We start from the raw sequence: 25,029 nt of genomic DNA, 5'->3' as shown, positions 1-25,029 counted from the left end.
AAATATGCTCTTGTCCTATTCATGAGAACAGTTAACCGGCGTAGCCAACCAGCTTTTGCCTTGCGGCTCCCAACGCCACGCCCTTATGACCGTACTAGCTGAAGTGCCTTCCTTCGATTACTCTGCTTTATGGCTACTCACTACCGCTTCTCCGACATCCTCAACACGCTCAAGACAACGGCCAGCGAGTTCATATCCAACAATTCGTTTCGCCACGCCGCTGCCCTTTCCTACTACACCATTTTCTCATTGCCGCCGCTGCTGATTATTGTCATTACGGCGGCTAGCTCCGTGTATGGGGCCGAGGCCGTGACCGGGCAAGTATACGGTCAGATGAAAGGGCTACTAGGAGCCGATTCCGCTAAGTTTCTGCAAGACTCTATTGCCGAATTCACCAAGCAGCAAAAGAGCGGCGTAGCTGCTATAATCGGTATCGGTACACTAATTTTTGCGGCTACCACCTTCTTCGTGACGCTGCAGGAAAGCATCAACGACATCTGGAACTTGAAAGTGAAGCCGCGCAATGGTATCTGGCAGTTCGTCCGTGACCGGCTTTTGTCCTTCGGTCTTATTCTGAGTGTGGCTCTGCTGCTACTCATTTCATTTGTAATCAGCGCAGTACTAAGCGTGTTCACGGGTTATTTGCAACAATTACTGCCGGAAGTTACCGTCGTTATCATTCGCCTCGTCGATTTCGCATTGTCCTTGTTCATTACCTCGCTGCTGTTTGCCTTGATTTACCGCTTTCTGCCCGATGCCATTATTCGCTGGCGCGATGTGGGTATTGGAGCTTTTATCACGGCACTGCTATTCTTGATTGGCAAATACCTGATTGCGTTCTATATCGCCGAATCTGATCCGGGTTCAGCTTTCGGAGCAGCAGGCTCGGCTATTGTGCTATTGCTGTGGGTGAACTACTCGTCGCTGATTATTTTCTTCGGAGCCGAGTTTACGCAAGAGTTTGCTGATGCTTTTGGGCAGAAAGTGCAACCCAAGGCCCACGCCGTCCGCATCGAAACTCGTGAAGTGCCCGAAGGCGAATCCAACGAGGAAATTGCCACGGGCCGCCCTCGCGCTGTGGGCCGCTGGAAAGACTAACAGCAGCCCTTGGAAAGTCAGATTTGAAGTGCGTTTGTGTCCACTGTTTTGTGTGCATAGGCATTCTTTAGATGAGGATCTGACTTTTATTCGAGTGGTTTAGAAGTCTGAAGTTGAGTGTTTTTTTTGCGAGCTTTTCACTGAGTATATGCCGGAAATGGTAGGTTTGCCTATCCACTTATTTGGTATATACTATGTTCTATAAAGCGAAGCTGGCGCTGACATTTTTAGTCTGCTTAACAAGTGTTGTGGCGCACGCGCAACAACGGAATGCCAATGTATTGATTGTACATCCCGCCGTGGGCGAGACAATCAATAAGCAGGAAAAAATAACATACGGCTTATTCCCTTATTACTCGGCTGACAAGTTTCAGGAAGCTCGTTTTCTTCGTTTCCTGGCAGCTGATAGCGCTCGAAGCACGATTACGTTGCAAACCACTTTCCGCAATGGCAAAGAACGGTCACAGCCTTTCACTGAGCGGGAGTTTGAAGATGTACGCAATCAAATTGAGCGCAACAAGATGCTTGCTGACTCTTTGGGTCAGACCTACTTTGTTGAACTCATAGCAGGCAGTTCCTTCACTGGTGTGCTAGTAGCTCAACGAGAAACCGAACTAGAGTTTACGATTACGGATCTAGGCCGTATCACCATCCAAAAAGCAAATATTCGTCAGCTTGTGCCACTTACCCCTGCTCAGGCCCAGCGGGGCTGGGAGCCAGTAGGCAACGGTACGCGTATGTTCTTCGCACCTACTGCCCGAAATCTGCGCAAAGGCGAAGGGTACGTGCAAAATATTGATATTATCTTTTTTGGCGCTAACTACGGTATCACCGACAACTTTTCACTCGGTGTACTATTTCCGCTCGTTCCGGGTCTTGGTGGAGTCCTGGCCATCACGCCCAAGGTGAGTGCGCCAGTGAGCGAGAAATTCAGTGTAGGAGCTGGTGTTCTCTATGGTCGTGCTTTTGGCTTTGGTGGTAGTAGCGGCGCCGGAATTGGATACGGCGTAGCAACATATGGTGGTGCTGACCACAACGCTACGCTGGGTTTAGGATATGTTTTTGTTGATGGAGAAAATGAAAGCACGCCGGTAGTAGTCGTAGGCGGTGCTACACGTGTGTCACGCCGTTTTTCTATACTCAACGAAACGTATATTACCAATGAAGGCTTTTTCGGCTTGGTTGGTGGACGTATTGCAGCTACTCGCCTCAGTGGTAGTCTCGGGTTCTTGTATGGAAGCTATATAGGAGGCATTTATCCAGCCTATGTGGAAGTGGCTTACCGCTTTGGCAAAACGAAGTAGCACTCTGCAATAACACGTAAAGAAAAGGCCCTCTCAGCGCGTGCTGAAGGGGCCTTTTCTGTTTGAAAAGTAAAGGAAATAGAGCTAGGCAGTAGGCAGCATCCTGGGTTGATGGGTGCTTACAATCTTCTGAACAGCCTGCTGTACCTCAGCAACGGTGATGGACAGGATACACTTCTTTTGTTGCACGATGCAGGTTTCCAGACCACAGCCCGCGCACTCCACTCTGTGGTAGATAATCTGGTTGTTCGCTCCCCGCGGATACCACTGGCGCGGCAGGTTGCGGGCCGCAAATATGCCTACGCACGGGGTATCGACACAGGCCGCTAAGTGGATAGGTCCACTGTCGTGCCCAATGAACAGGCTAGCCTGCTGCAACACGGCCGCCGATTCACGGGGCGACATTTTGCCGCACAGGTTGCGGCCTACGCCACCCCACGCTTGGAGCAGGGTATCGGAAAAGGCGGCTTCCTCGGCGGCTCCCAGCGTCACGAGCTGCCAGCCGGGTAGCGTGGTTCTGAGCTGCTGCATCAGGGCTATCCAGTTCTCGTTGCCCCAGTTGTTGGCCTGCAGCTTGGTCCCGATGCTGATAGCCAGCATCGGACTGTGCGGCGAAAAATCTGCCAGGGCTTCTGCGGCCACGTTGCGCTCGGCCACCGTCAGGCGCATGTCCCAGTAGTGCGAGTCATCGAGCGCCACGGGGCCAAGCTCCTCGAGCCGGCGGGCTAGCTTCAACGCCTCCCACTCCTGCTCGCCCGTTACGGGGTCCGTCACGCCAAAATCCTCGGGCGTGCTTGGAAACCCAATCAGCCGCTTGGCACCGGCGGCCCGGAAGAACAACTGGTCGCGCAGCACCGACTTTTTGGTGCGAGCCGCCGTCAGGTTCACTACGGTGTCGATGTGCAAAGCCCTGATTTTCTGGATCAAGGATAATAGCACCAGCGGATTGCGCGTCCCGACGGGGTAGGCCAGCACCCGATCAAAAAAGTATTCGTTACCTAATACGGCCTGCAGCGGCGCCGCTTTGGCCATGATTGGCTGGTTGGTCAGTAAGGTAATGTTGGCATCTGGAAAGGAATCCCGGACCTTATGAAAACAAGGCAATGCCATCACCGTATCGCCTAAGCTACCAAGCCTGTAGATTAGGACGTTCTCCTTGGATGAACTCAAAGTAGTTGCTTTACAAGTAGGTTGGAACGGAGCGAATCGCTCTTAGGCAAGCTTCTCCACTTCGGGGGCTTGGGTTAGCCACCGCGTAAGCTCATCCAGCACAATCGGCACAGTACCCATGTGCGAAACCACGCACCCAGCCGCCGCATTGGCCAGGCGAGCTGCCTGAGAAGGCGATGCATTAACGGCCAGCGCAGCCGTTAGCGTGGCTATTACGGTATCGCCGGCACCCGACACGTCATACACTTCCCGCGCTACGGTGGGCAGGTGCTCGATAATCTTGCCTTCGTTGCAAATGGCCATTCCTCGGGCTCCAAGCGTGAGGATGAGCAGCTGCGGGTCGTAGGTTTCGTGGATGTGGCGGCAAATATCGGCCAACGGGTAGTTCTCGGTGTGCCGGGGCTCGGTAAGGCCAGCCAGCTCGAACGCCTCGGATAGGTTGGGCGTTAGCAAGCCCACGCCGCGGAAAGCAAGCCGGCGGGAAGGCTTGGGGTCGAGGGCAATAAGCAGGTCGGGCCGGCGCTCAGCTTCTTGCAGGAGCCGCTCTACCAATGACTGCGTAACCACGCCTTTGGCATAGTCGGATATGATGACAGCATCCACGTTGGCCAGGGCAGCATCAAGCATCAGCTCGAAATCGGGAGCGGCATCGATGCAGTAGCGCTCCGGAGAGGCTTCTCGGTCGATGCGGCACAGCTGCTGACTGCGCACGATAACGCGGGTTTTGATGATGGTGGGAGCCTCGGAAAACTGGCGCGGACGAATTAACTCCACGCCGCTCTGGGTTAGAATCTGTTGTAGCCGAAGGCCAGCCTCATCTGGCGAGTAGTGCCCCAGGATAGAGGTCTGCACCCCCAGGTTAGCTAGGTTAAGGGCCACGTTGGCGGCACCACCGGCGGTGTAGGTATCACGCGTTGCATTCACCACGGGCACGGGCGCTTCCGGAGATATACGGTGTATATCTCCCCAAACGTAATGATCGAGCATTACATCACCGATTACCAGTACTCGGGCTTCACTGAGTTTTTCGAGTAGCGAGGGCAGGGATTCAATCATAACGTCTTCTTGGTTTTGGTCAACTGTACAGCTTAAAGCTTACTTCTCTCCGTAAAAGTACGGGTGCTATTTTTAATTATTAATATAATAGGTAAGACTCTGGCAATATCGGCGCTGGCAATCAGCTTTTCTCACCACGTATTCTTTCCTAGTTCAGGCCAATAGGCTGGTGGTGTTTTGTAGGTTTCGGCACACAAAAGTTTTGTCGAATATGGGCTCTAGCGAGTAGTATAGCTACTAGTTGCAGGGAAATATATGACTATTAACCTGCAGATAACGGCGTAATAATGCATCTTGTCCCTTTATAGTCTCATCTTTGCACCGCACTTTTCACTTCCTGCTCTTATTTCATGGCTGTACAGCTCACTGACCTTATCCAAGCCGAACTGCGGCAAGCTCACACTGTATTAGAACAGTTTATTGCTGATCCGGCCACTGCGCAAGTGGTGGAAAAAGCAGCCCGCACCATCGCAACTAGCTTGCAGCAAGGCGGCAAAATCCTTAGCTGCGGCAACGGGGGCAGCCTCTGCGACGCGCAGCATTTTGCCGAAGAGCTTAGTGGCCGCTACCGCCAAGACCGCCAACCACTGGCCGCCATTGCCCTAACCGAAGCTTCGCATATGAGCTGCGTAGCCAATGACTACGGGTTTGAGTTTGTTTTCAGCCGTTTCGTGCAAGCCTTGGGCCGCCCTGGCGATGTGCTTTTGGCTATCAGCACTAGCGGCAATTCGCCGAACATTTTGCGTGCTGTAGAGGCTGCCAAGGCCGCTGGCATGCAGGTAATTAGCTTAACTGGCAAAGACGGTGGTGCTCTTGCCTCCCTGAGCGACGTGGAAATTCGGGCCCCGCACCAAGGCTTTGCCGACCGCATTCAGGAGATACACATCAAAGTGATTCACATCCTCATTTTGCTCGTTGAAGAGTTGGTAGTAAAGCAAACAGCCTAACCTGCCCGCTACTGGCTTGCATCAGTAACTACTTATCAGAACACAACAGAAAGCTCTTTCGGCCTCGGCTGAAAGAGCTTTCTGTTTGTGTGCAGCCTGCATAGCGTTTAGTAGTCGGGAAGTGCCTAAAGGTGGCATCGTGCCATGAGCTTTTGCCGAGAAACGAACCTTCAACCAACCAATAGCCAACGTGCCTACACTCTGTTGTAGCTCTTGTTAAGTTTTTGCTATTTCTTCCTGCTTACATGTAATCGACCGGTAACTACACCTGAAGTATCTATTTCCTATACCACTATTGTTATGCAACGCTTGCTTTTCTTGGCTTACTGTGGCCTACTATTATCGGGTGTAGCCAGCGCTCAGCAGTCCACTAAGTCTGGTATACGCCCGTTGGTTGTTAGTCCGGTGGTGGGAGAAGTCATCGATGGGCAGGAGAAAGCCACTTATGGCTTGTTCGTCTATTACCCTGCCGACAACTTTGTGGAAGCCCGCTTTGAACAGAGCCTAGCTCCCGACAGCGCCATTCGGTTGCGCACGGTGCTCCGCGACGGCCGCACCGTCGTGCGTGCCTTCACATTATCGGAGCTAGCTGCTGTGCGTCAAACGATTGAAGCGCGCCAGCAAGAACTAGGTAGCCAGCGCCCCACTATAACTCGCAAACTTGTTGAAACCAGCAAGCCCGTCGTGCCACGCTCTGCTCGCTGGATTGGGGTAGTGCTGAAATCGGGTGCTGAATTAGAAGGCGAGTTGCTGGCCCGTTACCGCACGCAGTTGGAATTTCTTACCCTTGATTCTGGGCTGGTAATAGTAGAACGAGCCGACATTGCGCGTCTCGAACCTCTACCCCGACCAGCACGGCCACTACCCGGTTCGACGTCGGCAACGGTCATCGGCTGTTTCTGGTGCCTACCGCCCGCAACCTTCGCCGCGGCGAAGGCTACGTGCAGCAAACCGACGGCATTCTGTTGGGCGTCAGCTACGGCATCACCGACTACTTTTCTATGGGGGCGCTGTTTTCGGTGTATCCCGCGCTACCAGTCCGTTCCCAATTTTTGCTTCTCACCCCCAAATTCTCGACCAGCCTCAGCGAGAAATGGCACGTAGGGGGAGGCGTGCTATACACGCGCATTCCTAAGCTGGACGAGGAATTTCAGGCAATCAACACGGGTATCGGTTATGGCGTCGCAACGTACGGCTCCGCCGACAACAACGTGAGTGCGGGGCTAGGCTATGGCATCGGGAAGGCGGGAATAGACAAAACGCCTGTGTTGCACTACGGCGCGCAGAAGCGGATCAGCCGGGGCTGGTCGTTGGTTATCGAGAACTTCCTGCTTATCAACGATGACCCCGGGACGCTTGGGTTGTTTGGAGCCCGATACACCACGCGCCGCTTTGGCTTGGGACTAGGCGGCATCTACGCCTTGCCTTTTGGTGCCACCGAGGATGCTTTCGTAGTTGGACCTGTCTATCTAGACTTTGTACTTCGCTTCGGTAAAGGCAGCCGCTATACAAGCAGAAGGTCCGCTCCTGAGTAGGAACGGACCTTCTGCTTGTTTGAAAATACAGCTTATGCGGCTTCAGACTTTTCTTTCACGGCTAGTTGCCCGCAGGCGGCATCGATGTCCTTACCGCGGCTGCGGCGCAGGTTGGTTTGCACGCCTCGGTCGGCGAGGTACTTCAGGAACGCCATCAGTTTCGCCTCACCCGTATTGCGGTAGTCGGCATTTTCGATGGGGTTATACTCAATCAGGTTCACCTTGCACGGCAGCCACTTGGAAATTTGGAGCAGCTCTTCAGCGTCCTGCAGTGTGTCGTTGAAGTTCTCGAACACAATGTACTCGTAAGTTACTTTGCGGCCGGTTTTCTGGTGGTAGTACTGCAGGGCTTCTTTCAACGCGGCCAACGAATTGGCTTCGTTGATGGGCATGATTTCGTTGCGCTTGGCATCGTTCGGGGCGTGTAGGCTCAACGCCAGATTAGCCTTCACCTCGTCATCGGCCAGCTTCTTGATCATCTTGGCGATGCCAGCCGTACTCACCGTAATGCGGCGTGGGGCCATGTTCAAGCCGTCGGGGGCGGTGATACGCTCGATGCTTTTCACCACGTTGGCGTAGTTAAGCAACGGCTCGCCCATGCCCATGTACACGATGTTGGTAAGCGGCGTACCGTATTCGGCTTCGCACTGCTCTTTGATGCGCACCACCTGGTCGTAGATTTCGGCGGCGTCAAGGTTGCGCTTGCGGTCCATGTAGCCGGTAGCACAGAACTTGCACGTAAGTGAGCAACCTACCTGCGAGCTGATGCAGGCCGTCATGCGGGTATCGTGCGGAATGAGCACGCCTTCCACCACGTTGCCATCATAGAGCTTAAAGGCCGACTTGATAGTGCCGTCGTTGGAGAGCTGCTTGTTCTGCACCGTCACGCCGTTAATCACGAAGTGCTGGGCCAGGAGCTGGCGGGTAGCCAGCGAAATATTGTTCATCTCCTCGAAGGAGGAGGCCGTATTCTTCCACAGCCATTCGCTTACCTGCTTGGCACGAAACGGTTTTTCGCCGTGCTCTACCATAAAGGTTTTCAGCTCGTCGGGGCTGATTTTGCGGATGTCGCGTTTGGAAACTACTGGCAGGTCAATCATCATAGCTGCAAAGATACAACGAGTGAGGCAGTTGGGTTCCTGGAAATTCAACTTCTGTTAGCGAGTCGGCTCGGCTAGTTTCAAAGTTATATTCACGGCCACTCGGCGACGATTTTGCGTGCCTGGGGTGAAGCGCGGCAGTTTACTGGCTGCCGCAACCAAGGCCCCTTCGCAAGCGTCAGACAGCTTGGGCAAGTTGTTGGAAGTAGGTTGATTGTTGACGCTTACCACGTTTTTGACACTTGCTACGTTGTAAATAACCCCACTGGGCCCAACGGTGAAGCTCACAAACACCGGCGAAGGAGGAGCACACCCAGCCGCCGCGCTGGCACCTCGAAATTCGCGCAGGAAGTCAGCTGTCAGCGCCTTCAGTCCGCCACCCCCGGGGTACACGGGCATACGCTCCACATACTGGTAGACTATAGAGGAATCGGCAGCAATGGGTGGTTTTGCTTGAACACCCGCTTTGGGAGCTTGGGACTGCGCACTTGCCTGCTCTGCTGTCGAAAGAAGTAAAGCGACCAGCAACAACTGACCAAATAACCTGACAAATAGAGACATAGCAGAGGAAACGTTGGGATGGAAGATAACACACTATCGAGAACAAAAGCTCAGACGCTCAACCGCGCCGTTACTTCCTCCGACAAACGCAGCAGCTTCCGCGTATTGTAGTCGAAGCGGAGCATGCCAGTTTTGGCTCTGGCTACTTCACGATTATCTTGGTTTACAACGCTGTACACCACATCGAAGCCGTAGGGGTGCAGGTCGTTGGCGGCCATCTGAATGTGCAGCGTGTCTCCGTAAAAAGCCTCGCCCTTGTACTCGATAGCCACATCGGCCATGATGTAGCCCTGCCCCGTAGCGCGGTCCACTTCCGACTGGCCTACGTGCTGGAGGAACTGCACCCGGGCTTCGTGCAGTATGCCGAGCAGGGAATCGTTGCCGAGGTGGGCGCCGTAGTTGAGGTCGGTGATGCGGACGGGAAGAACAGCCGAGAACAGAAAAGTTTCGGGTAGATTTACTTTGACGCGGGGCATAAGAAGAGCTTCGTTGAAAACCAGGATTGCTAGGCGGCTCTCTGCATACGGACCAACCAGCAAACACGCCGCGCCACCCCCAGCCTCGTACATCTTCCTGCTATTTATTTTTTGCTAGCGCTATTATCGTTTCACCCCCATGATTACTCCCAAAGTAGAAGTCCGCGTCACGGCCGACGGCTCTAGTACGCTGTACGTACCCGAGCTAGACGAGCACTACCACAGCACTCACGGAGCAGTTCAGGAGGCACAACACGTATACCTAGGAGCCGGCCTAGAACCCGTGCTGGCAGGTGCTACCAGCCCGGTGCGCCTATTGGAAATCGGGTTCGGCACCGGACTCAATGCCCTGCTGACGTTGCAGCGCAGTCTGGCCAGCCCCTACCCCATTCGCTACGACACCATCGAGAAGTACCCGTTACCAGCCCCTATCATCGAGGAGCTTGGCGTGGAGCGATACGTACTTAACCCGGAACTGCTCGAGTATCATCAGTTGCTGCACAGCGCCACTTGGGACACCTTAGTGAAACTCACGCCACGGTTTGCGCTCCATAAAATGGCGGGCGCACTGCAAGAAACATCTTTGCCGGCCGACACTTACCATGTCGTTTACTTCGATGCCTTTGCGCCGGAGAAGCAGCCGGATATGTGGACTGATGACGTGTTTGCGCAACTCTACGCCGCTACCGCACCGGGTGGCGTGCTGGTGAGCTACTGCGCCAAAGGCAGCTTCCGCCGCAGCCTGAAAGCCGCGGGCTGGCTGGTAGAGAAAATTCCGGGCCCACCTGGCAAGCGCGAAATGACGCGAGCCAGGAAAGCAGGATGATGCGCCCAACTCTCAACTCCGAAAATTAATACCGCTTGAAACCTGAACATCAGCTCATCATTGCTTGCCCGAAATGCAATTGGCAGCCTGTTAGCGGCGAAGCACTCTGGCAATGCACCTGCCTGCATCAGTGGCATACATTTGACACGGCTGGCCAGTGTCCGAACTGCCGCAAACAGTGGTTGGACACGTGGTGTCCAGCCTGTGGATGTGTTTCAAAGCACATTGCCTGGTACCGCGACGCAGACGTGCAGTGGTTTCAGCAACTCAGTCCGAACTAGGACAGAAGGTGAAGCGGAGAGCCAACTAACGCTATACTGCACGAGAATTTTATACGCCGTTACAGAAGCCCAGGAGTTACACCTTCTGCGTAAGTTGCAGTATCTATGAGTCGTAAAGTAGTAGAAACGGACGGGCTGGAGTGGGTGCGCAAAGGCATTATCAGCCCGGAGCAGCACGCGCAATTGCTGGCGCTTTACCCGGCCGAACAACGGGCTATTGGATTATTGCCGCTGCTGGGCAGCTTGCTTATTGGCTTGAGCGCGCTGAGCGTGGTGGCCGCCAACTGGCAGGAGATGCCCGAGTTGATGCGACTGGGCCTGCTTCTAGGCTCTTTGACTGGTGCGTATGCGGCCGCCGAGTACTTTTTGCGGCGCCAGTACGAGGCCCTAGGTATGGGGTTGGTTGGCTTGGGCCTGATTCTGTTTGGTGCCGGCATTGTGCTTACCAGCCAGATGTACCAGCTCATTGGCTACGACCTGACTGGACTACTGGCCTGGGCGGTGGTGGGCATCCTGCTGACATGGTTGTACCGCAGCCAGTTCGTGTTTCTGCTCACCGTTATTATTGGGGGCATTGTGCAGGGCTATAACACCGGCCAACTGGGCGTGTTCAGCTACTTCACGGCAGCCCTCACGGCGGGCGGGCTGGGCTACTACTGGTGGCGCCGCCCCGATTCCTTGCTAGGAGGTGTGCTCGCGACAGGCCTGCTCTGGCAAATAGCTCTGCTGGTGAATCACTTGCATATCAAAATTACTTGGTTCTTTGTGCCCGCCATGCTCATCTACGCCGCTGGCGACTGGCAGGCAAACCGGCCGGCCGGGCGCGCCTTACAAGGACCTCCGCTGGTAGCAGCTTTCTTGTTTACGCTCGGGCTGGCGTTGTTTGGCGAGACAGAAACCTACGCCGGAGAGCTGCGACCACCGCTACTCGTTTATTTGGCAGCGCTAGGGGCAGTGTTAGCTCTTTCCTTGTGGGGTAAGCACACCAGGGGCCGCCTGAGTAGTGCCACCGATTGGCTGCTACTGTTGCCGGGGTTCTATTTGCCAGGTGGTTTACCGCTGGCGGTAGCTACGCTGGTGGTACTGTATGCGTATTCGGGGTCGGTGCTGGCTCGCGCCCACTACGAGCAGAACCAGGACCGCGTAACGTTGGGCACTGCTCTTTTTATTCTGACTACGGCGGTGGCGTATTTCAAGCTCACCTGGGGCTTCATGGATAAGTCGTTGTTTTTCTTACTCGGCGGGTTGCTGCTATTAGGCCTGTGGTGGTTTCTGCGCCGCCGGGCCACCCAAACCTTTTCGGTGAAAGCCCCCGATTAACGTATGCCTACTTCTCCTGATTCCTCGGCGTTTCCCACTCCCCTGACGGCGGCCCTCCCAACGCCGGCTCCGTTGCCGCCGATGCATGAGTCGCGGCGGCGGCTGGGTGTGCGGTGGCTGGTGGTGGCGCAGGTGTTGTTTGTGCTCGGAGTGGCGGCCGCCGGCTATGCTACCGCCGCGTTGGGCCGTATCATCACGCTACGCACCACTGCCATCGACCCGCGCGACCTACTGTACGGCGACCATCTCAACCTCAACTACAGCATCAGCCAAATTCCCGGCCACCTATGGCGCGGTTCTTCTGTGCCCCGCCGCAAACAAGCGGTGTATGTGGTACTGGAGTCCCGACAAGGCAACTACGAGGCAGTGGCCGTATATGCACAAGAGCCTACTGTGCCTGCCAGCCAAGTGGTACTCCGCGGCTGGGTAGCCGATACGTTTCGGCGCAGTATGCGCTTGCGCTACGGCTTCGAGCGGTACTACGTGCCTGAAAACACCGGGCGCAAGCTGAAGCCCAAGCAGTCCTTGCGCGTGCAAATCAGTATTGCCCCCTGGGGGCAGGCCCGCATCAAGCAGGTAGATGTGCTGCCACCTTCTCCGGTGCCGACAACGACGCCATGAGGCCAACAGCAGTGGAAGGTGACTAGCTTACGACGCTCTTACAACGAGTTCTTTGCCAGTAGCTTTCTGTCGGCGGCCGACAAATCCACCAACGCGTATTTCTGCTGGTCGGTGATAGTCATTTCGTCTAACGCATCCACCAGGTCTTGGTACTTGGCATCCTGACCAGCCTTGATGAGCACCGTGGGCGCCGGCAATTGCCGCTGCCGCTCCAGCAGCACCCGCCGCAGTCCTTCGGCGCTAAATGTGGTGGTGTGCAAAGTGGCAGGCTCGGCTTCGGTGTTCAGGCCGAAGAAGTAATGCACTTGGCCGTTTTTGCCTAGAATCAAGGTAAGCGCCCTCTTTTCAGAAAGAGGAGTTCGGGGCCCCTTCCCATCGGGCATGGTCAGTTCCATCACCGTTGGCTTGTTGAAGGACGCCGTCAGGATAAAGAAGGTGAGCAACAGAAAGGCCAGGTCGACCATGGGCGTCATGTCGATGCGGGTCGACATTTTCTTGCCGCGCGACTTGGTGCCACGTCCAGTGGGAGCGGAGGATTGAATTTCAGCCATAACGGAAAGAGTATATAGTGAAGTGCTAACATCCCAACGGTGCCGCTAAGCAGCTTATTGTGAGCTATTCACTGCCTTATTTTCTTAACCCTGCATAGCTACTTCTCTTCAAAACTGCCACACCTGGGTTGGCGTCACGCAAGCCTGCAAACGCACATCACCCGGCCACGCATCGTCGATACGTAGCACTGGTGGCTCCAAGCTCAGGCCGATGCGGCGGGTGGTCTGTGGACAGTCGGCAAGAAAACGGTCGTAGAAGCCTTTGCCATAACCCACCCGGTGCCCAGCCTCATCAACGGCCAAGAGGGGCACCAGAACGGCGTCCAGTTGATGCGGCAAAACCTCGGGAGCCCCGACCGGCTCCGGGATACCCCACCGGTTGTTGGCTAGTTGGGTGGCTGGGGTAAGATGATAGTGGCGCAGACTTACGCCATCTGGCTGCACCACTGGCACGGCTACCTGCACCGGGAACTCTTGGGCCCAGATCCACCGAATTATTTTCCAGGTATCGGGTTCATTCTGGTGAGTTGCGGGCAAAAACACGTGCAGCCACTTCCAGCGGCGCACCTCGAAGTGCTCGAACAACTTTTCACGCAGCTTGTCACTGCGCTCTTCTACCGCCGTCGCCGATAAGGAGCGGCGGCGCGCCAGCATCTCGCGCCGTAAGTCTGCTTTAAGCATAGTGAGCGTTGCAATGACGTAGGGAGATAGGCCGATGGCAACTGCTTTTCTGCGCTCTTACACGCGCGTCACCTAACTGCTCTTGCGCGTAGCAACTTGGTGACGAGCGTGTAGGAACGCAAACGTGCATTTGAGCTGCCTTATTCCTCTTCCAGCACGGTGAACTCTAGCGCCAGCGGCTCGAAAGCGTCCAACAGCTGTTCGATGAACTGCGGGTTATTGATGAGGATGCTAAGTACGTTGTCGATGCGCTCCTGCAACTGGCCTTCCGGCATGAGCTTGTCTTTGAGGGCTGCAAGCTGGCTGTAGGCCGTTTCGTGTTTGGCTTCGGCCGCTTTGCTGAGGCGCTTTTCCAGCCCGGCGAGGCTGCCAGCAGCCTTCTGTTGTTCGGCGGCTACGGTGCGCACCAAGGTGGGGTCGAGGCGCTGCGCCACGTCTGACACTTCCTTGAACACGGCTGCCAGCGCCTGCTGCTGCGCGGCTAAGCTCACTTCCTCTTGCCCGAGCAAGGCTCCTACTTGCTTTTTCAAGTCTGGCAGGGGCCGGAAAATATCGGTTGCTGTTAAGCCCAGCTTCCGCAGTTTGCCTGCCAGCGCCTTGCCAACATACTGCGCTGAATTACGGAGCAGCAGAATCGGATACGGCACGTGGTTATCGGCAAATACCTGTTTCAGCTGAAACCAATACGCCACCTCGGCACCACCCCCGATGTAACAAAGGTTGGGCAGCAGCAGCTCCTGATACAGCGGCCGTAGCACTACGTTCGGGCTGAACTGCTCGGGGTGCTGCCGGGCCAAGTCCAGCAGCTCTTCCTGCGAGTGGCAGCGGTTGGTGTTGCGTACCGTTATCTGCACGCAATCAGCGGCGGCATCGTATTCCAACCGCTCACGTTTTCCAGTATCGGTCAGGAAGAACAGGTTCAGGGGGCGCGAGTACACTTGCGGCTTGAAGCCAGAAGCTTCCAGCTGCCCGTTGGCTGCTTGCACCGCTTTGTTGGATGCTTGCTCCAGAATTTCGCGCTCCAACACCGGCACCAGCACTTGCTTCAAGGCCGGCGAATCGGCATCTAAGCTTACCAAGCCATACTCGCCAAACATACTGTGTGTAAGCCGGCGCATAGCTTCAGCCAGCGTCTGCGACTCTTGGTACGCCTCGCGGAAAGCTGCTGGTACATCAGCCGGCAAGTGGTCGAGCAGCTCTTCGCGCAAACCGTCTAGCTTCAAGCGCCCCACTGGCCCGCCCTGCTCGGTGGAATTCCACTCGTATTTCTTGCCAAACAAGTGCAGGTGGTTGATTTCGGCAAAATCATGGTCCTCGGTGGCCATCCAATACAGAGGCACGAAATCATACTGCGGATACTGTTCTTTCAGCTGGCGGCTAAGCTTTATGGCCGTTACTATTTTGTACACAAAGTACAGAGGCCCAGTCAGTAGGTTGAGCTGGTGGCCCGTCGTGATGGTGAAAGTGGTATCCTTTTCCAGCAAGTCGAGGTTGGCTTTCACCTGCGTGTGCACCTCGGGGAGCACGCTATATTGCTCGCGGAGAGCTGCCACCAGCCGCTGTCGGACTTCGGGGGTGTAGTGGGCTTTCTTCTCTTCTATTTGCGCCTGAAATTCTTCGAGGGCAGGGAAGCGGTGGTAAAATGGGGTCAGGGCTTCGTGCCGGGCCAGATATGCGGTAAGCAAAGGGGAAAACGCGCCGGTGTCGGCGTAGCGCAAGGTCGTGACGGACATACAGAGGAGAATAATTCGGCTATAACCGGCCAGCCGCCACAAAGTAACTGGCAATTTGTGGGATCAACCAGCCGAAGGCGTAGACCTCCCACAAGCTTACTAGTATTACACTATTTAACTTCTTACTTTCCAAGTACTTAATCGAGAAAGCAAATACTATCTTCTACGGCAAGTAAAGTACCTCCACTGCATACAGTGCAAGCGTAATGCGTGGTGTAAAAAGCATCGGGGACGGGGAAGGGTGAAAATGGCAGGCCTGCGCAGAAGGAAGTGAGAAGTGGATGCTTGAAATGAAAAAACAGAAGCGAAGCAACCAACTCCCGTGCTTCTACGTGGTTCGCACATTAAAACTCTTTAATGCTATCCTATATGAGTGCTACATCTCCACAGCTCAAAACATATTTTCCTAACCTAGATGGATTGCGCACGCTGGCATGCTTGGGCGTTTATATGTTTCATAGCCTCATTTCCATTGTGCCTCAGGGCAACGTTACATCCCCTGTATTCAACGTATTCATGCGGGGCACTTTAGGCGTAAACTTCTTTTTCGTACTGTCCGGGTTTCTAATCACTCACCTCTTGTTAGAGGAAGAGCAACGCCACGGCCAGATACACCTATTAGCTTTTTACCGGCGCCGCATCCTCCGAATCTGGCCGGTGTTCTACGCCTGCATCGTGTACGGCTTCGTGGTGTTCCCACTCCTGATGCGCCTGCTTGGCCTACCTTATCAGGAAAGGGCAAGTTTGGGACTACACGTGGCCTTTCTCGGCAATTTGGATTCTGTGTGGCAAGGAATGCAGCCTACCTCCCATAGCTTGGCCGTACTGTGGTCGGTAGCTGTCGAAGAGCAGTTCTACTTGGTATGGCCGGTGCTGCTGATGTTCCTATTTCGTTGGTGGCGGCCCGGCGCCTTTGTGTTGGTTATCGTGGCTTCCACCTGGTTTCGCTACACCCACGACGATAATTTCTTTCTGGTTTATCGGCATTCGTTGGCGGTAGTATCAGATATGGCCATGGGGGGCGCGGCGGGGTGGCTGTGTTTCCGCTACCCCGCGTTCCGCCAACACATAGCAGGGTGGTCCCGCTGGTCGATTGCCGGAATCTATCTGTTGGGGCTTCTGATTCTGGCGCCTCAAAAGCTTCTTCCGGCAGCAGTGAGCACAGTGGTTGGTCAGCACATTGTCCAATCCCTCTTCTTTGTACTCGTTATCCTAGAGCAGAATTACGCTTCCCGCTCCTGGTTTAAGATCGAGCGGTTTCGCTGGCTTACGTATTGGGGCACTTTCACTTACGGTTTTTACTGCCTGCACCCCATTGTGTTGGAAGCCCTGGCTGCCGGTTCCGACTACCTACATCTAACGCCTTCTCCTCTCAACACCCTTGTCCGGGCTGCGGTTGGCTTGCCTATTAGCGCCGGGCTGGCGTGGCTGAGCTACACGTACTTTGAGAAGTACTTCCTGCTGCTCAAGAACAAGCACAAGCCCGTCACAACGGTAGCAACCACTGGCGAGGTTACTCAACCCGTTGTTACTCCGACTGGGCAACTGATGCATCTCGATTTGGCAAGCCCTTCTGCTTAGGAGCTACACAAACTAAACGGGCGCTCTTTGTGAAGAGCGCCCGTTTAGTTTGTACTACTAGCTAGCGGTTTACGACACTATTTGGCCGTACAAGTCGAAGTCGGAAGCCTCGTTGATCTGAACGTTAGCGAAGTCGCCGAGGCGCACGAACGTGCTTTTGTTGGCAGGCACCAGCACTTCGTTGTCCACTTCCGGGGAGTCAAACTCGGTACGCCCCACGAAATAGCCACTTTCCTTGCGGTCGAAAAGCACTTTGTAGGTTTGTCCCACTTTCTGCTCGTTCAGCTCCATCGAAATGCCCTGCTGCAGCTCCATAATTTGGTCGGCGCGGTCCTGCTTGACATCAGCCGGTACGTCGTCGGGGAGCGTGTAGGAATGCGTGTTGTCTTCGTGTGAGTACGTGAAAATGCCCAGCCGGTCGAAGCGGGTTTGCTCTACAAACTCATATAGGTCTTCGAAGTCCTGCTGCGTCTCGCCGGGGTGCCCAGCAATCAGCGTGGTGCGCAACGCAATGTTGGGCACCCGCTGCCGAATGGTGTCCACCAGCTCAACGGTCCGCCGACGACTGATGCCACGGCGCATGGTCTTCAGCATACTGTCGGAAACGTGCTGCAAGGGCATATCCAGGTACTTGCAGATGTTGCTCCGCTCGTTCATGACATCCAGCGCCTCCAGCGGGAACTGCGACGGGTAAGCGTACTGCATGCGAATCCACTCGATGCCTTCCACATCCGACAGATGACGGAGCAAATCGGCTAGCTTCCGCTCGCCATACGCTTGCAGACCGTAGTACGTTAAGTCCTGCGCAATCAGAATCAGTTCCTTGGTTCCCTGCGAGGCCAGGCGTTTGGCGTCCCGCACCAAGTCTTCCATCGGGCGGTCTACGTGCTTGCCGCGCATTAATGGAATGGCGCAGAACGAGCAAGGGCGGTTGCAGCCCTCCGCAATTTTGAAGTAGGCGTAATGCTGCGGCGTAGTTAGCAGCCGCTCACCTACCAGTTCGTGCATGTAGTCGGCTTCCAGCGTTTTCATCAACTGCGGAAGTTCCAGGGTACCGAAGTAGGCGTCTACCTGCGGAATTTCCGCCTCCAAGTCGTCTTTGTAGCGCTGCGAAAGGCAGCCGGTTACGTAGAGCTTTTGCAGCTTGCCTGCTTCCTTCTCGTCGGCGTAGCGCAGGATGGTGTCAATACTTTCCTGCTTAGCATTGTCGATGAAGCCGCACGTGTTGATAATCACAATGTTGGCGTCGCTCTTGTCGGCTTCGTGCGTCACCTCGAACTGGTTGGCGCGCAACTGCCCCATCAGCACCTCCGAATCGACGATGTTTTTCGAGCAACCCAGGGTGATGACGTTTACTTTATTAGCCAGTTGGCTTCTAACTTTCATGCGAATGGAATAAACGGACTACCAGTCAATTTCTTCTAAGTGAGAAACTTGACTCCGCAAGCCCGCGGCGAAATTTGGACCGCAAAGGTACGACGTCGGCAACACCTTTTCCTACTGTGAATGTTCCAAACGCTATAGAGTTAATCCAAGCAGCGTTGCATCTGCTGTGTCACCTGTTCGTTGGCAAGTACCTACGCTAGGGGCAACAAGCACAAAGCCCCACCGGCTACTTACCGGTAGGGCTTCTGCATGCGCACTTATAAGGCTTGCAAAGCAGCCTGTTATTTCTTGAACAATGAGTTAACGAAGGTGCGGCGGTCGAATAATTGCAAGTCCGTCATCTTCTCTCCCACCCCAATGTACCGTACTGGCACCTGCAACTGGTCGCTGATACCGATGACCACGCCGCCCTTGGCCGTGCCGTCGAGCTTGGTGATAGCCAACGCAGATACCTCGGTGGCTTTGGTGAATTCTTTGGCTTGCAGAAACGCGTTCTGGCCCGTGCTACCATCCAGCACCAACAATACCTCGTGCGGTGCATCCGGAATCACTTTCTGCATCACGCGCTTGATCTTGTTGAGCTCGTTCATCAAGTTCACCTTGTTGTGCAGACGACCCGCCGTATCAATAATCACCACGTCTGCGCCGAGTTCCACCCCTTGCTTGATGGCATCGTACGCCACAGAAGCCGGGTCGGTGTTCATACCGTGTGAAATAACCGGCACCCCAACCCGCTGGCCCCAAATAATAAGTTGGTCGACGGCAGCGGCCCGAAACGTATCGGCGGCACCCAGCACCACCTTTTTACCGGCGCTGTGGAAGCGGTGCGCCAGCTTACCAATAGTAGTGGTTTTGCCCACCCCGTTCACGCCCACCACCATAATCACGAAGGGCTGACCGGGGCTGTCTGGTCGGTCCAGAATAGCATTGGAGCCAGACGTACGGTTGTCTTGGAGCAAGTCCACAATTTCCTCGCGCAGGATGCGGTCCAGTTCTGAGGTGCTTACGTACTTGTCGCGCGCCACGCGCTTCTCGATCCGGTCAATGACCTTCACGGTGGTATCAATACCGACGTCAGCGTGCACCAGCAAGGTTTCCAGATCGTCGAGCACGGCCTCGTCCACGGTGGCCTTGCCTACCACGGCTTTGCTGAGCTGGTCGAAAAAGCTGGTTTTGGTTTTTTCCAGCCCTTTGTCCAACGACTCCTGCTGCTCTTTGTTTTCCTTGTCTTTTTTGAAAAAATCGAAGAGGCCCATGAGATAGGGTGTGGCACGAAGCTCCAGCTTCGCGCGGCGTGGCGGAGAATAAACGAGAGAAAGCCTTCCCGCTCGTTCAACAGTATGCGAAGCTGGAGCTGCGCGCTACCTCTATATACAACGCAAAAAAGTCCCACACTGGCGGGACTTCTTCACTTCGGTCAGGGAGCCACGAAGGCGCTGAACTACTTAACGCCAGTGCTTAAGTACTCCTGCACTTTGTCAACGGGCACCATTTCCTCGCGGAAGGTGTAGGCACCAGTCTTGTCGGACTTGACAGCGCGAATAACTTTCGCCCAGTCTTTGCCGCCTGCTACTTTCAGGGTTGCTACTACTTTCTTAGCCATAACTCAATTACTTGATTTCCTTGTGAACGGTCATCTTCTTGAGCACGGGGTTGAATTTTTTCAATTCAATGCGCTCAGGGGTGTTCTTGCGGTTCTTGGTGGTGACGTAGCGCGAGGTGCCCGGCTGACCCGAGTTCTTGTGCTCGGTGCATTCGAGGATTACCTGCACCCGGTTTCCTTTCTTAGCCATCTCGACGGGGTTTTTGGGATTAAGGACTGCAAAGGTACGGGTCTTTTCGGAATGTACAAGCAGTTGATTGTTAAATAACTGAATTGTTAAATGGTTGCTGCCCAAACGAAGTACCGTTCACCTTCTTATTTAACGATTCAGCTATTCAACTATTTACAGCTTTGGAAGCTTGAAATCATCGAGGACACTGGGTTTGGCCATCATGGCTTCCACCTCTGCTACGGTGCGTGGAGCTTCTTTGGAAAGGTTTTCGGCACCCGTGGCCGTGATGAGTACGTCGTCTTCAATTCGGACTCCAATATTCCACCATTTCTGGTCGCAGGGGCTCCCCTCTGGAATATAAATCCCCGGCTCCACCGTAATAACGTTGCCGGCTTTCAAGGGTCCATAGGGTCCTCGGTCGTGCACATCAAGGCCTAAGTAGTGGCTGGTGCCATGCGGGAAATATCGGCGCATTTCTTCTGGCTTCTGAATGATACCCAGTTTGATCAGACCATCCGCCACCGTCTTTTGAGCCGCTTTGTTGGGAGCCTGAAAGTCGTTACCGGGCTTGCATTCCTTGATAGCCGCGTCTTGCGCCGCCAGCACCAACTCATATATCTGCCGCTGGGCAGCGCTGAATTTACCAGATGGCGGAGCCGTGCGAGTTACATCAGCCGTGTAGCCGTGGTATTCGGCACCGCAATCCATCAGCACCAGATCATTACCGACGTGGGGCTTGTCGTTGGTTTCGTAGTGAAGAATGCAACCGTTGTTGCCAGCGCCTACAATGCTCGGGTAGCCCTCAAACTCTGCACCGTACTTTTTGTACACGTATTCGTGTAGGCCTTGCACTTCCATCTCGCCCATTTCGGGGCGCAACGCTTTCATCACCTCTTGCTGCCCCACCGTGCTGATGCGAATGGCCCGGCGCAGCAAGCTCAGCTCTTCCGGGGTCTTGACGGCCCGCAACTCGTTTAACGCATTATTCAACACGCTACTTTCGAAGCGGCTAGTGGGGCGGGCCGCCATTGCTTTCTGGCGTTCGGTATCCGTAGTCGCTTGCAGGTAGCCCTGCAAATAGGTATCAGCAGCTAGGACAGGATGTGCTTTCATCTGACGCTCCACGTACATTTTGACGCTGGCCGCATTCGTGACGCCGTAGCGCTCCACCGAATGATACAGTTCGGCCTTCCCGCCATCGGAAGTTGCCGGAATTCCAGCTTGCTGGCGGAAAGTGGCTATTAGGTCAAAGAGGTCGGCGGGGTCTTGGGCATCGTCGCGCACATCGGTGGGCAAGTCCAGGAAATGGATGTGCTGAAAGTCCACCCACCGAATGCCAGCCCCACTAAAGCTGGTGTTGTTGGCAACGAATTGCAGTTTGAGTTGCTGCTTGGCACCTTCCTCTCCCAACCGGCGGCCCGTCCAAACTTCCGCTTTCGGGTCGCGAGGTTGCACAAACAGCGCTTCCGTAACGCCGACCTGCCCTCCTACCGTTTGGGGCTCCTTGAAAAGCACCAGAACCGCATCCGGCTCATCATAACCAGTTAGATAATAGAAGTCCGGGTGCTGATGATAGATATAGCTGACATCATTGGCCCGGGTGCGGGTTGGGGCCGCAAACAGCACGGCAGCCGAGCCCGCAGGCAAGGCCTGCCGCAGCAACTCGCGGCGGCTTTTGTGGAAGGCAGGGTCTAGAAAGTCGGCGGGGCGGCCTGCTCCCGCCGCGCGTTGAGCACTAGCTTCAGCCAATGAGGCAGTTAAGACAAAGGCCAGTAGCAGCGGGCGTAAAAACCGGGTCATGGCAGAAGGTAGGAGCACGTGAACGAAGCTAGGGTGAACACAACAAAGACGCGTACCCGAACCAAAAATTGCTTTTCAGTTCGGGTACGCGTCAGATAAGATGCTCGCTCTAGAGTTGGCTGTTTGCCGGACTAGTAAACGATGAAGCCTTGCTCCTTGGCCTTCTTCAGGACCGACATGATGCCGTTCTTGTTGATGGTACGGATGGTGCTAGTCGCTACTTTCAACGTTACCCAAGAATCCTCCTCGGGAATGTAGAAGCGCTTCTTCTGCAAATTCGGGTAGAATTTGCGTTTGGTCTTGTTGTTAGCGTGCGACACGTTGTTGCCTACGCGGGTACGCTTGCCGGTCAAATCACAAACTCGGGCCATGATATCTGAAGGTTGATGTTACAATGCTGGAAACAGGGGCGCAAATATCGGTATAAGTTTGACAATAGCCAAATGCTTCCTCAACAAGTCGATAGGAAAGTATTGTACTTTCTTTTGTAGGGTGCTTGCAAGGCCGAAAAGAGAAGCTTAGAAACTCTCGTGGCTCTATCAGCTGCCGACTCATCTGCAACAGCCAAGCTACTCCTCGCAACTATTCTTTCTTACACTGAAGGCGCTGTATCAGTTTGTGCCACTAAAATTCTAAAGCCTGCTTTCTGCAGTGGAAAGCAGGCTTCGAGCCTCGCTACGGGCCAAGTAAGTCGCCCTGCCAGCCACTCTACGCTACAGCTTGGTTCAATCGGCACTAGGAGACAAAGTGGGGTTTGCTACTTGTCTGCTTTGTTTTTGCGCCAAGGGCAATGCCGACACCCGTTACCGCAGCAGCTGCCCCGGCGACGGTGATATTGCTCTGTGAAAACCATATAGCCTTCCGGTGTGAGGTAATAGTCGCCGGGTTGGAGAGGTTGAGCTAGAAAAGCGGAGCTAGGCATAGAATCTGTTCAGCAATCAGACAAGCCACAAAGTTCCACTATAAATCTTTACTCTCTTGGCAGTACCAAAAGAAGCTAGTTTAATTCTGGTGTTGCGCGTTACTCCTCATGGCCCGGCACTACAACGGTAGGCGCCTGCTGCAACTCTTTGGCCTCCTGAGCTAAGCGAAGCTGCTCTTTCTGCGAAGGTTGCTTGGGTAGTTTGTCTAGGTCGGGCTGCCCGGCATCCACCCAGCAGGTGTACCAGAAGGCCCCAATTAGTCGTTGGGCCAGCCGCATCTGCCGCTCCACTTGGCCGGCCAGCCGCTGATGATACTCCCGGCTGAACTCTCGCGAGTATACCCGTACCGTCTGGTTGTTGCGTTCCTCGAAGCCGTACTTCTTATCGTCGGCAAACTTGTTGGTCACTTCCTTTTCAAACCGCAACACCGAATCGACGGCGGCGTTGGAGCGCGCCACAGCAGCCCAGATGGTCTTGGACGGCGACTCCAGGTAAGGCGCAGGACCCGTGAAGAAGTCGTAGTTGGCGGCCAAGATTTCCGGCAGCCGAGACTCCCACAAGCCATGGATACCGCGCTGGCCGGTCAGCTGGCCGTTGTAGTTGTGGGTGGTGTGCAACGGAACGCAAGCATCAGCTACGTAGTGGCCCAAATCAGCCGACAAACTTAGAATTCTGTCGGCATCGCGCTGGCGGAAGGCTTCAGTAAGTTGACTTTTCATCCGTACCACTTGCCACGGCACAATGCCATGCCGCATCAAGGAATCCTCACCGTATTTGGCTACCGCATCGGCATACGAGCGGGGCAGCTTAGATAGAGCCGAGTCTCCATACACATCAACATCCAAGAAGTGGCGGGCGGCTTCACCGGGAACCACAGCGCGACGGGAATCCGGCCGGGTGGCGTTTTCGGTGAGGTATTCGATATTAGTTTTGTAGAACCCTATCATCTCCGGTGGCAGCGTAAACACCGCCAGCCGGTTGATGAGTCGGTGTCCGAAAAAACCCCACGCCTGCGGCTGCTGAGGCAGTAGAAGCAATGCCAAAAGCAACAGAAACGGAAGTTTTTTCATTAGCCAATCCTATCTTATAGCATAACCCTTATTCCTCAATCCTATACAAAACACGCATAAAGATCAACGGCAGCATTAGAGCTGAATCATTTGCTTTCTCTGCCTTTGCCGCATCTATGCCTGTGTTGCGGTGGCAGTTAAACAGGCTCTTAGCGTCGGCCTTGGCCTGTGAAGCGCATGCGATAGTCGGCGTTTACGTCTCCTTTGCTGATGCGCGTGAGCTTGCCTTTGATGAGCTGCTTTTTGAAACCGGAAATCAGGTCCGTAAACAGTACGCCTTCGAGGTGGTCGTATTCGTGCTGAATAACACGGGCCGTCATGCCGCTAAAGGCTTCTTCGTGAAGTTGGCGGTTTTCGTCTTCGTAGCGAAGCACGATGCTTTCGTGGCGATACACCATTTCGCGCACCCCAGGAATACTCAGGCAGCCCTCTTCGAAGCCCCATTCCTCGCCGGTTTCGCTTACCATTTGGGGGTTGATGAAGGCGCGTTTCACTGGTTTCTCCGCATCGGGCAGCACCTCGCCAGTTTCCTCATCCTCGGTGTCAATCATTGGCTCCGAATCAATGACAAACAAACGGATGCTCTTGCCTACTTGTGGGGCAGCTAGCCCTACGCCGTGGGCGTGGTACATAGTTTCGAACATGTCCTGCACGATTTGCTTGAGCTCACTGGCCGGAAAATCTTGCGGAATGTCTTTGGCGCGGGTTTTTAATACGGGGTCGCCAAAGGCAACAATGGGGTAAATCATCGGGATTCAAGAAAAGATTGCAGAATGAGGGTAGCACTCACCCGGTCTACGGTTGCTTTGTCGCGGCGGTCTTTTTTGGTTAGGCCACCCGCCAGCATAGCAGCGTGGGCCATACGCGAGGTGAACCGCTCGTCTATCTCGTGCACAGGCACTTCCGGAAACTCCCGGCGCAGACTCCGCAATAGGCCTACCACCGCACTAGTGCTGTCTGTGGCTTCGTTAAGCAGCGTCTTGGGCATACCCACCACCAACGCGGCTAGTGGCTCACGCTGATGATACGCTTTCAGATACACGAGTAGGTCTTTGCTATGGACCGTGTCGAGGGGCGTGGCAATAAGCTGGAGCGGATCCGTCACGGCAAGTCCGACACGTTTGTTGCCATAATCAATGGCGAGAATACGGCCCATTGCGGAAAGATATTCAGAGTGAGGCTACAGCGGAGCCAGTGTGGCTGCTGCCTCAAAGATACAACGGACCATTAGAAC

At 54.7% G+C, this 25,029-nt stretch carries 26 protein-coding genes; 8 read left to right on the top strand and 18 right to left on the bottom strand.

Annotated elements, in window-relative coordinates:
• The first annotated feature begins 129 nt into the window (after positions 1 to 129).
• Together MTX78_RS00890 and MTX78_RS00885 are read left to right on the top strand one after the other, a co-directional pair.
• A complete protein-coding gene (locus MTX78_RS00890) occupies positions 130 to 1,098 on the top strand; it encodes a YihY/virulence factor BrkB family protein (RefSeq protein WP_243799052.1) in 969 nt (322 codons plus the stop codon).
• A gap of 194 nt (positions 1,099 to 1,292) precedes the next feature.
• Positions 1,293 to 2,402 carry a hypothetical protein gene (locus MTX78_RS00885; protein ID WP_243799050.1) on the top strand — a complete coding sequence of 370 codons (1,110 nt, stop codon included), beginning with the start codon at positions 1,293 to 1,295 and terminating at the stop codon, positions 2,400 to 2,402.
• Positions 2,403 to 2,486: 84 nt separating this feature from the next.
• Here MTX78_RS00885 and MTX78_RS00880 read toward each other — a convergent pair whose 3' ends face one another.
• Both MTX78_RS00880 and MTX78_RS00875 read right to left on the bottom strand, forming a co-directional pair.
• Positions 2,487 to 3,512 (bottom strand): glycosyltransferase family 9 protein, encoded by a 1,026-nt coding sequence (locus MTX78_RS00880; protein ID WP_243799048.1) that lies wholly within the window; start codon positions 3,510 to 3,512, stop codon positions 2,487 to 2,489.
• A 102-nt stretch (positions 3,513 to 3,614) separates the two neighbouring features.
• Entirely contained in the window at positions 3,615 to 4,628 is a 1,014-nt protein-coding gene (locus tag MTX78_RS00875; protein WP_243799047.1) for a bifunctional heptose 7-phosphate kinase/heptose 1-phosphate adenyltransferase, read from the bottom strand.
• A 350-nt stretch (positions 4,629 to 4,978) separates the two neighbouring features.
• Between MTX78_RS00875 and lpcA the strand changes: the two genes are divergently transcribed.
• Positions 4,979 to 5,575 carry a D-sedoheptulose 7-phosphate isomerase gene (lpcA, locus tag MTX78_RS00870; protein ID WP_243799045.1) on the top strand — a complete coding sequence of 199 codons (597 nt, stop codon included), beginning with the start codon at positions 4,979 to 4,981 and terminating at the stop codon, positions 5,573 to 5,575.
• A 902-nt stretch (positions 5,576 to 6,477) separates the two neighbouring features.
• On the top strand, positions 6,478 to 7,110 hold the full coding sequence (locus MTX78_RS00865; protein WP_243799044.1) for a hypothetical protein: 633 nt from the start codon (positions 6,478 to 6,480) through the stop codon (positions 7,108 to 7,110).
• Positions 7,111 to 7,142: 32 nt separating this feature from the next.
• Here the strand turns inward: MTX78_RS00865 and rlmN are convergent, their stop codons facing one another.
• The 3 genes from rlmN to MTX78_RS00850 all read right to left on the bottom strand — a co-directional run bounded on the left by rlmN (position 7,143) and on the right by MTX78_RS00850 (position 9,247).
• Positions 7,143 to 8,210 (bottom strand): 23S rRNA (adenine(2503)-C(2))-methyltransferase RlmN, encoded by a 1,068-nt coding sequence (gene rlmN / locus MTX78_RS00860; protein WP_394805611.1) that lies wholly within the window; start codon positions 8,208 to 8,210, stop codon positions 7,143 to 7,145.
• 57 nt (positions 8,211 to 8,267) lie between these two features.
• Complete coding sequence (locus tag MTX78_RS00855) at positions 8,268 to 8,609, bottom strand: energy transducer TonB (RefSeq protein ID WP_243799040.1); 342 nt, start codon at positions 8,607 to 8,609, stop codon at positions 8,268 to 8,270.
• 212 nt (positions 8,610 to 8,821) lie between these two features.
• Positions 8,822 to 9,247 carry a thioesterase family protein gene (locus tag MTX78_RS00850; protein WP_243799039.1) on the bottom strand — a complete coding sequence of 142 codons (426 nt, stop codon included), beginning with the start codon at positions 9,245 to 9,247 and terminating at the stop codon, positions 8,822 to 8,824.
• A 139-nt stretch (positions 9,248 to 9,386) separates the two neighbouring features.
• On the opposite strand from MTX78_RS00850, the gene mnmD reads away from it, so the two are divergent.
• From mnmD to MTX78_RS00835, 3 genes are all read left to right on the top strand, one after another.
• The gene (gene mnmD / locus MTX78_RS00845) at positions 9,387 to 10,073 is read left to right on the top strand and encodes a tRNA (5-methylaminomethyl-2-thiouridine)(34)-methyltransferase MnmD (protein WP_243799037.1); all 687 of its coding nucleotides are present in this window, start codon (positions 9,387 to 9,389) and stop codon (positions 10,071 to 10,073) included.
• A gap of 386 nt (positions 10,074 to 10,459) precedes the next feature.
• Positions 10,460 to 11,674 carry a DUF2157 domain-containing protein gene (locus MTX78_RS00840; protein ID WP_243799035.1) on the top strand — a complete coding sequence of 405 codons (1,215 nt, stop codon included), beginning with the start codon at positions 10,460 to 10,462 and terminating at the stop codon, positions 11,672 to 11,674.
• Positions 11,675 to 11,677: 3 nt separating this feature from the next.
• Positions 11,678 to 12,295 carry a GDYXXLXY domain-containing protein gene (locus MTX78_RS00835; RefSeq protein WP_243799033.1) on the top strand — a complete coding sequence of 206 codons (618 nt, stop codon included), beginning with the start codon at positions 11,678 to 11,680 and terminating at the stop codon, positions 12,293 to 12,295.
• Between the two features lie 38 nt (positions 12,296 to 12,333).
• On the opposite strand, the gene MTX78_RS00830 is transcribed toward MTX78_RS00835, so the two are convergent.
• The 3 genes from MTX78_RS00830 to bshC form a co-directional block, all read right to left on the bottom strand.
• Positions 12,334 to 12,846: an ExbD/TolR family protein gene (locus tag MTX78_RS00830; protein WP_243799032.1), complete on the bottom strand. Its 513-nt coding sequence runs from the start codon at positions 12,844 to 12,846 to the stop codon at positions 12,334 to 12,336.
• A 108-nt stretch (positions 12,847 to 12,954) separates the two neighbouring features.
• Positions 12,955 to 13,527 (bottom strand): 5-formyltetrahydrofolate cyclo-ligase, encoded by a 573-nt coding sequence (locus MTX78_RS00825; protein WP_243799030.1) that lies wholly within the window; start codon positions 13,525 to 13,527, stop codon positions 12,955 to 12,957.
• A gap of 140 nt (positions 13,528 to 13,667) precedes the next feature.
• A complete protein-coding gene (bshC, locus tag MTX78_RS00820; protein ID WP_243799028.1) occupies positions 13,668 to 15,260 on the bottom strand; it encodes a bacillithiol biosynthesis cysteine-adding enzyme BshC in 1,593 nt (530 codons plus the stop codon).
• Between the two features lie 369 nt (positions 15,261 to 15,629).
• Between bshC and MTX78_RS00815 the strand changes: the two genes are divergently transcribed.
• Positions 15,630 to 16,841 carry an acyltransferase family protein gene (locus tag MTX78_RS00815; RefSeq protein ID WP_243799026.1) on the top strand — a complete coding sequence of 404 codons (1,212 nt, stop codon included), beginning with the start codon at positions 15,630 to 15,632 and terminating at the stop codon, positions 16,839 to 16,841.
• Positions 16,842 to 16,910: 69 nt separating this feature from the next.
• On the opposite strand, the gene rimO is transcribed toward MTX78_RS00815, so the two are convergent.
• From rimO to ruvX, 10 genes are all read right to left on the bottom strand, one after another.
• Positions 16,911 to 18,227 (bottom strand): 30S ribosomal protein S12 methylthiotransferase RimO, encoded by a 1,317-nt coding sequence (gene rimO, locus MTX78_RS00810; RefSeq protein ID WP_243799024.1) that lies wholly within the window; start codon positions 18,225 to 18,227, stop codon positions 16,911 to 16,913.
• 281 nt (positions 18,228 to 18,508) lie between these two features.
• Entirely contained in the window at positions 18,509 to 19,483 is a 975-nt protein-coding gene (gene ftsY, locus MTX78_RS00805; RefSeq protein WP_243799022.1) for a signal recognition particle-docking protein FtsY, read from the bottom strand.
• 185 nt (positions 19,484 to 19,668) lie between these two features.
• Complete coding sequence (locus MTX78_RS00800; protein WP_022825072.1) at positions 19,669 to 19,830, bottom strand: DUF4295 domain-containing protein; 162 nt, start codon at positions 19,828 to 19,830, stop codon at positions 19,669 to 19,671.
• Between the two features lie 7 nt (positions 19,831 to 19,837).
• Positions 19,838 to 20,020: a 50S ribosomal protein L33 gene (rpmG, locus tag MTX78_RS00795; protein ID WP_227610342.1), complete on the bottom strand. Its 183-nt coding sequence runs from the start codon at positions 20,018 to 20,020 to the stop codon at positions 19,838 to 19,840.
• Between the two features lie 153 nt (positions 20,021 to 20,173).
• Complete coding sequence (locus MTX78_RS00790; protein ID WP_243799020.1) at positions 20,174 to 21,802, bottom strand: aminopeptidase P N-terminal domain-containing protein; 1,629 nt, start codon at positions 21,800 to 21,802, stop codon at positions 20,174 to 20,176.
• A gap of 131 nt (positions 21,803 to 21,933) precedes the next feature.
• Positions 21,934 to 22,173 carry a 50S ribosomal protein L28 gene (gene rpmB / locus MTX78_RS00785; protein WP_022825070.1) on the bottom strand — a complete coding sequence of 80 codons (240 nt, stop codon included), beginning with the start codon at positions 22,171 to 22,173 and terminating at the stop codon, positions 21,934 to 21,936.
• A gap of 386 nt (positions 22,174 to 22,559) precedes the next feature.
• On the bottom strand, positions 22,560 to 22,655 hold the full coding sequence (locus MTX78_RS25320; protein WP_317258945.1) for a DUF5522 domain-containing protein: 96 nt from the start codon (positions 22,653 to 22,655) through the stop codon (positions 22,560 to 22,562).
• A gap of 168 nt (positions 22,656 to 22,823) precedes the next feature.
• On the bottom strand, positions 22,824 to 23,795 hold the full coding sequence (locus MTX78_RS00775) for a zinc dependent phospholipase C family protein (RefSeq protein ID WP_243799016.1): 972 nt from the start codon (positions 23,793 to 23,795) through the stop codon (positions 22,824 to 22,826).
• A 149-nt stretch (positions 23,796 to 23,944) separates the two neighbouring features.
• Entirely contained in the window at positions 23,945 to 24,544 is a 600-nt protein-coding gene (def, locus tag MTX78_RS00770) for a peptide deformylase (protein ID WP_243799014.1), read from the bottom strand.
• Complete coding sequence (gene ruvX / locus MTX78_RS00765) at positions 24,541 to 24,951, bottom strand: Holliday junction resolvase RuvX (RefSeq protein ID WP_243799013.1); 411 nt, start codon at positions 24,949 to 24,951, stop codon at positions 24,541 to 24,543. The genes def and ruvX overlap by 4 nt, the downstream gene beginning before the upstream one ends.
• Positions 24,952 to 25,029: the final 78 nt, after the last annotated feature.

This window comes from Hymenobacter tibetensis (assembly GCF_022827545.1).
GTDB classification, from domain to species: domain Bacteria; phylum Bacteroidota; class Bacteroidia; order Cytophagales; family Hymenobacteraceae; genus Hymenobacter; species Hymenobacter tibetensis.
The sequence above is the reverse complement of the archived record's forward strand: the minus strand, read 5'-3'. Positions and strand labels throughout refer to the sequence as shown.

Excerpts from the sequence above, each read along its gene's own strand:
- MTX78_RS00825 (WP_243799030.1), bottom strand. The coding sequence starts at position 13,527 with ATGCTTAAAGCAGACTTACGGCGCGAGATGCTGGCGCGCCGCCGCTCC.
- MTX78_RS00800 (WP_022825072.1), bottom strand. The coding sequence starts at position 19,830 with ATGGCTAAGAAAGTAGTAGCAACCCTGAAAGTAGCAGGCGGCAAAGAC.
- MTX78_RS00840 (WP_243799035.1), top strand. The coding sequence starts at position 10,460 with ATGAGTCGTAAAGTAGTAGAAACGGACGGGCTGGAGTGGGTGCGCAAA.
- MTX78_RS00850 (WP_243799039.1), bottom strand. The coding sequence starts at position 9,247 with ATGCCCCGCGTCAAAGTAAATCTACCCGAAACTTTTCTGTTCTCGGCT.
- MTX78_RS00775 (WP_243799016.1), bottom strand. The coding sequence starts at position 23,795 with ATGAAAAAACTTCCGTTTCTGTTGCTTTTGGCATTGCTTCTACTGCCT.
- MTX78_RS00815 (WP_243799026.1), top strand. The coding sequence starts at position 15,630 with ATGAGTGCTACATCTCCACAGCTCAAAACATATTTTCCTAACCTAGAT.
- rlmN (WP_394805611.1), bottom strand. The coding sequence starts at position 8,210 with ATGATTGACCTGCCAGTAGTTTCCAAACGCGACATCCGCAAAATCAGC.
- MTX78_RS00790 (WP_243799020.1), bottom strand. The coding sequence starts at position 21,802 with ATGACCCGGTTTTTACGCCCGCTGCTACTGGCCTTTGTCTTAACTGCC.
- MTX78_RS00880 (WP_243799048.1), bottom strand. The coding sequence starts at position 3,512 with ATGGCATTGCCTTGTTTTCATAAGGTCCGGGATTCCTTTCCAGATGCC.
- MTX78_RS00885 (WP_243799050.1), top strand. The coding sequence starts at position 1,293 with ATGTTCTATAAAGCGAAGCTGGCGCTGACATTTTTAGTCTGCTTAACA.
- mnmD (WP_243799037.1), top strand. The coding sequence starts at position 9,387 with ATGATTACTCCCAAAGTAGAAGTCCGCGTCACGGCCGACGGCTCTAGT.
- rpmG (WP_227610342.1), bottom strand. The coding sequence starts at position 20,020 with ATGGCTAAGAAAGGAAACCGGGTGCAGGTAATCCTCGAATGCACCGAG.
- MTX78_RS00855 (WP_243799040.1), bottom strand. The coding sequence starts at position 8,609 with ATGCCCGTGTACCCCGGGGGTGGCGGACTGAAGGCGCTGACAGCTGAC.
- bshC (WP_243799028.1), bottom strand. The coding sequence starts at position 15,260 with ATGTCCGTCACGACCTTGCGCTACGCCGACACCGGCGCGTTTTCCCCT.
- rpmB (WP_022825070.1), bottom strand. The coding sequence starts at position 22,173 with ATGGCCCGAGTTTGTGATTTGACCGGCAAGCGTACCCGCGTAGGCAAC.
- ftsY (WP_243799022.1), bottom strand. The coding sequence starts at position 19,483 with ATGGGCCTCTTCGATTTTTTCAAAAAAGACAAGGAAAACAAAGAGCAG.
- MTX78_RS00890 (WP_243799052.1), top strand. The coding sequence starts at position 130 with ATGGCTACTCACTACCGCTTCTCCGACATCCTCAACACGCTCAAGACA.
- MTX78_RS25320 (WP_317258945.1), bottom strand. The coding sequence starts at position 22,655 with ATGGTTTTCACAGAGCAATATCACCGTCGCCGGGGCAGCTGCTGCGGT.
- rimO (WP_243799024.1), bottom strand. The coding sequence starts at position 18,227 with ATGAAAGTTAGAAGCCAACTGGCTAATAAAGTAAACGTCATCACCCTG.
- def (WP_243799014.1), bottom strand. The coding sequence starts at position 24,544 with ATGATTTACCCCATTGTTGCCTTTGGCGACCCCGTATTAAAAACCCGC.
- lpcA (WP_243799045.1), top strand. The coding sequence starts at position 4,979 with ATGGCTGTACAGCTCACTGACCTTATCCAAGCCGAACTGCGGCAAGCT.
- MTX78_RS00830 (WP_243799032.1), bottom strand. The coding sequence starts at position 12,846 with ATGGCTGAAATTCAATCCTCCGCTCCCACTGGACGTGGCACCAAGTCG.
- ruvX (WP_243799013.1), bottom strand. The coding sequence starts at position 24,951 with ATGGGCCGTATTCTCGCCATTGATTATGGCAACAAACGTGTCGGACTT.
- MTX78_RS00875 (WP_243799047.1), bottom strand. The coding sequence starts at position 4,628 with ATGATTGAATCCCTGCCCTCGCTACTCGAAAAACTCAGTGAAGCCCGA.
- MTX78_RS00835 (WP_243799033.1), top strand. The coding sequence starts at position 11,678 with ATGCCTACTTCTCCTGATTCCTCGGCGTTTCCCACTCCCCTGACGGCG.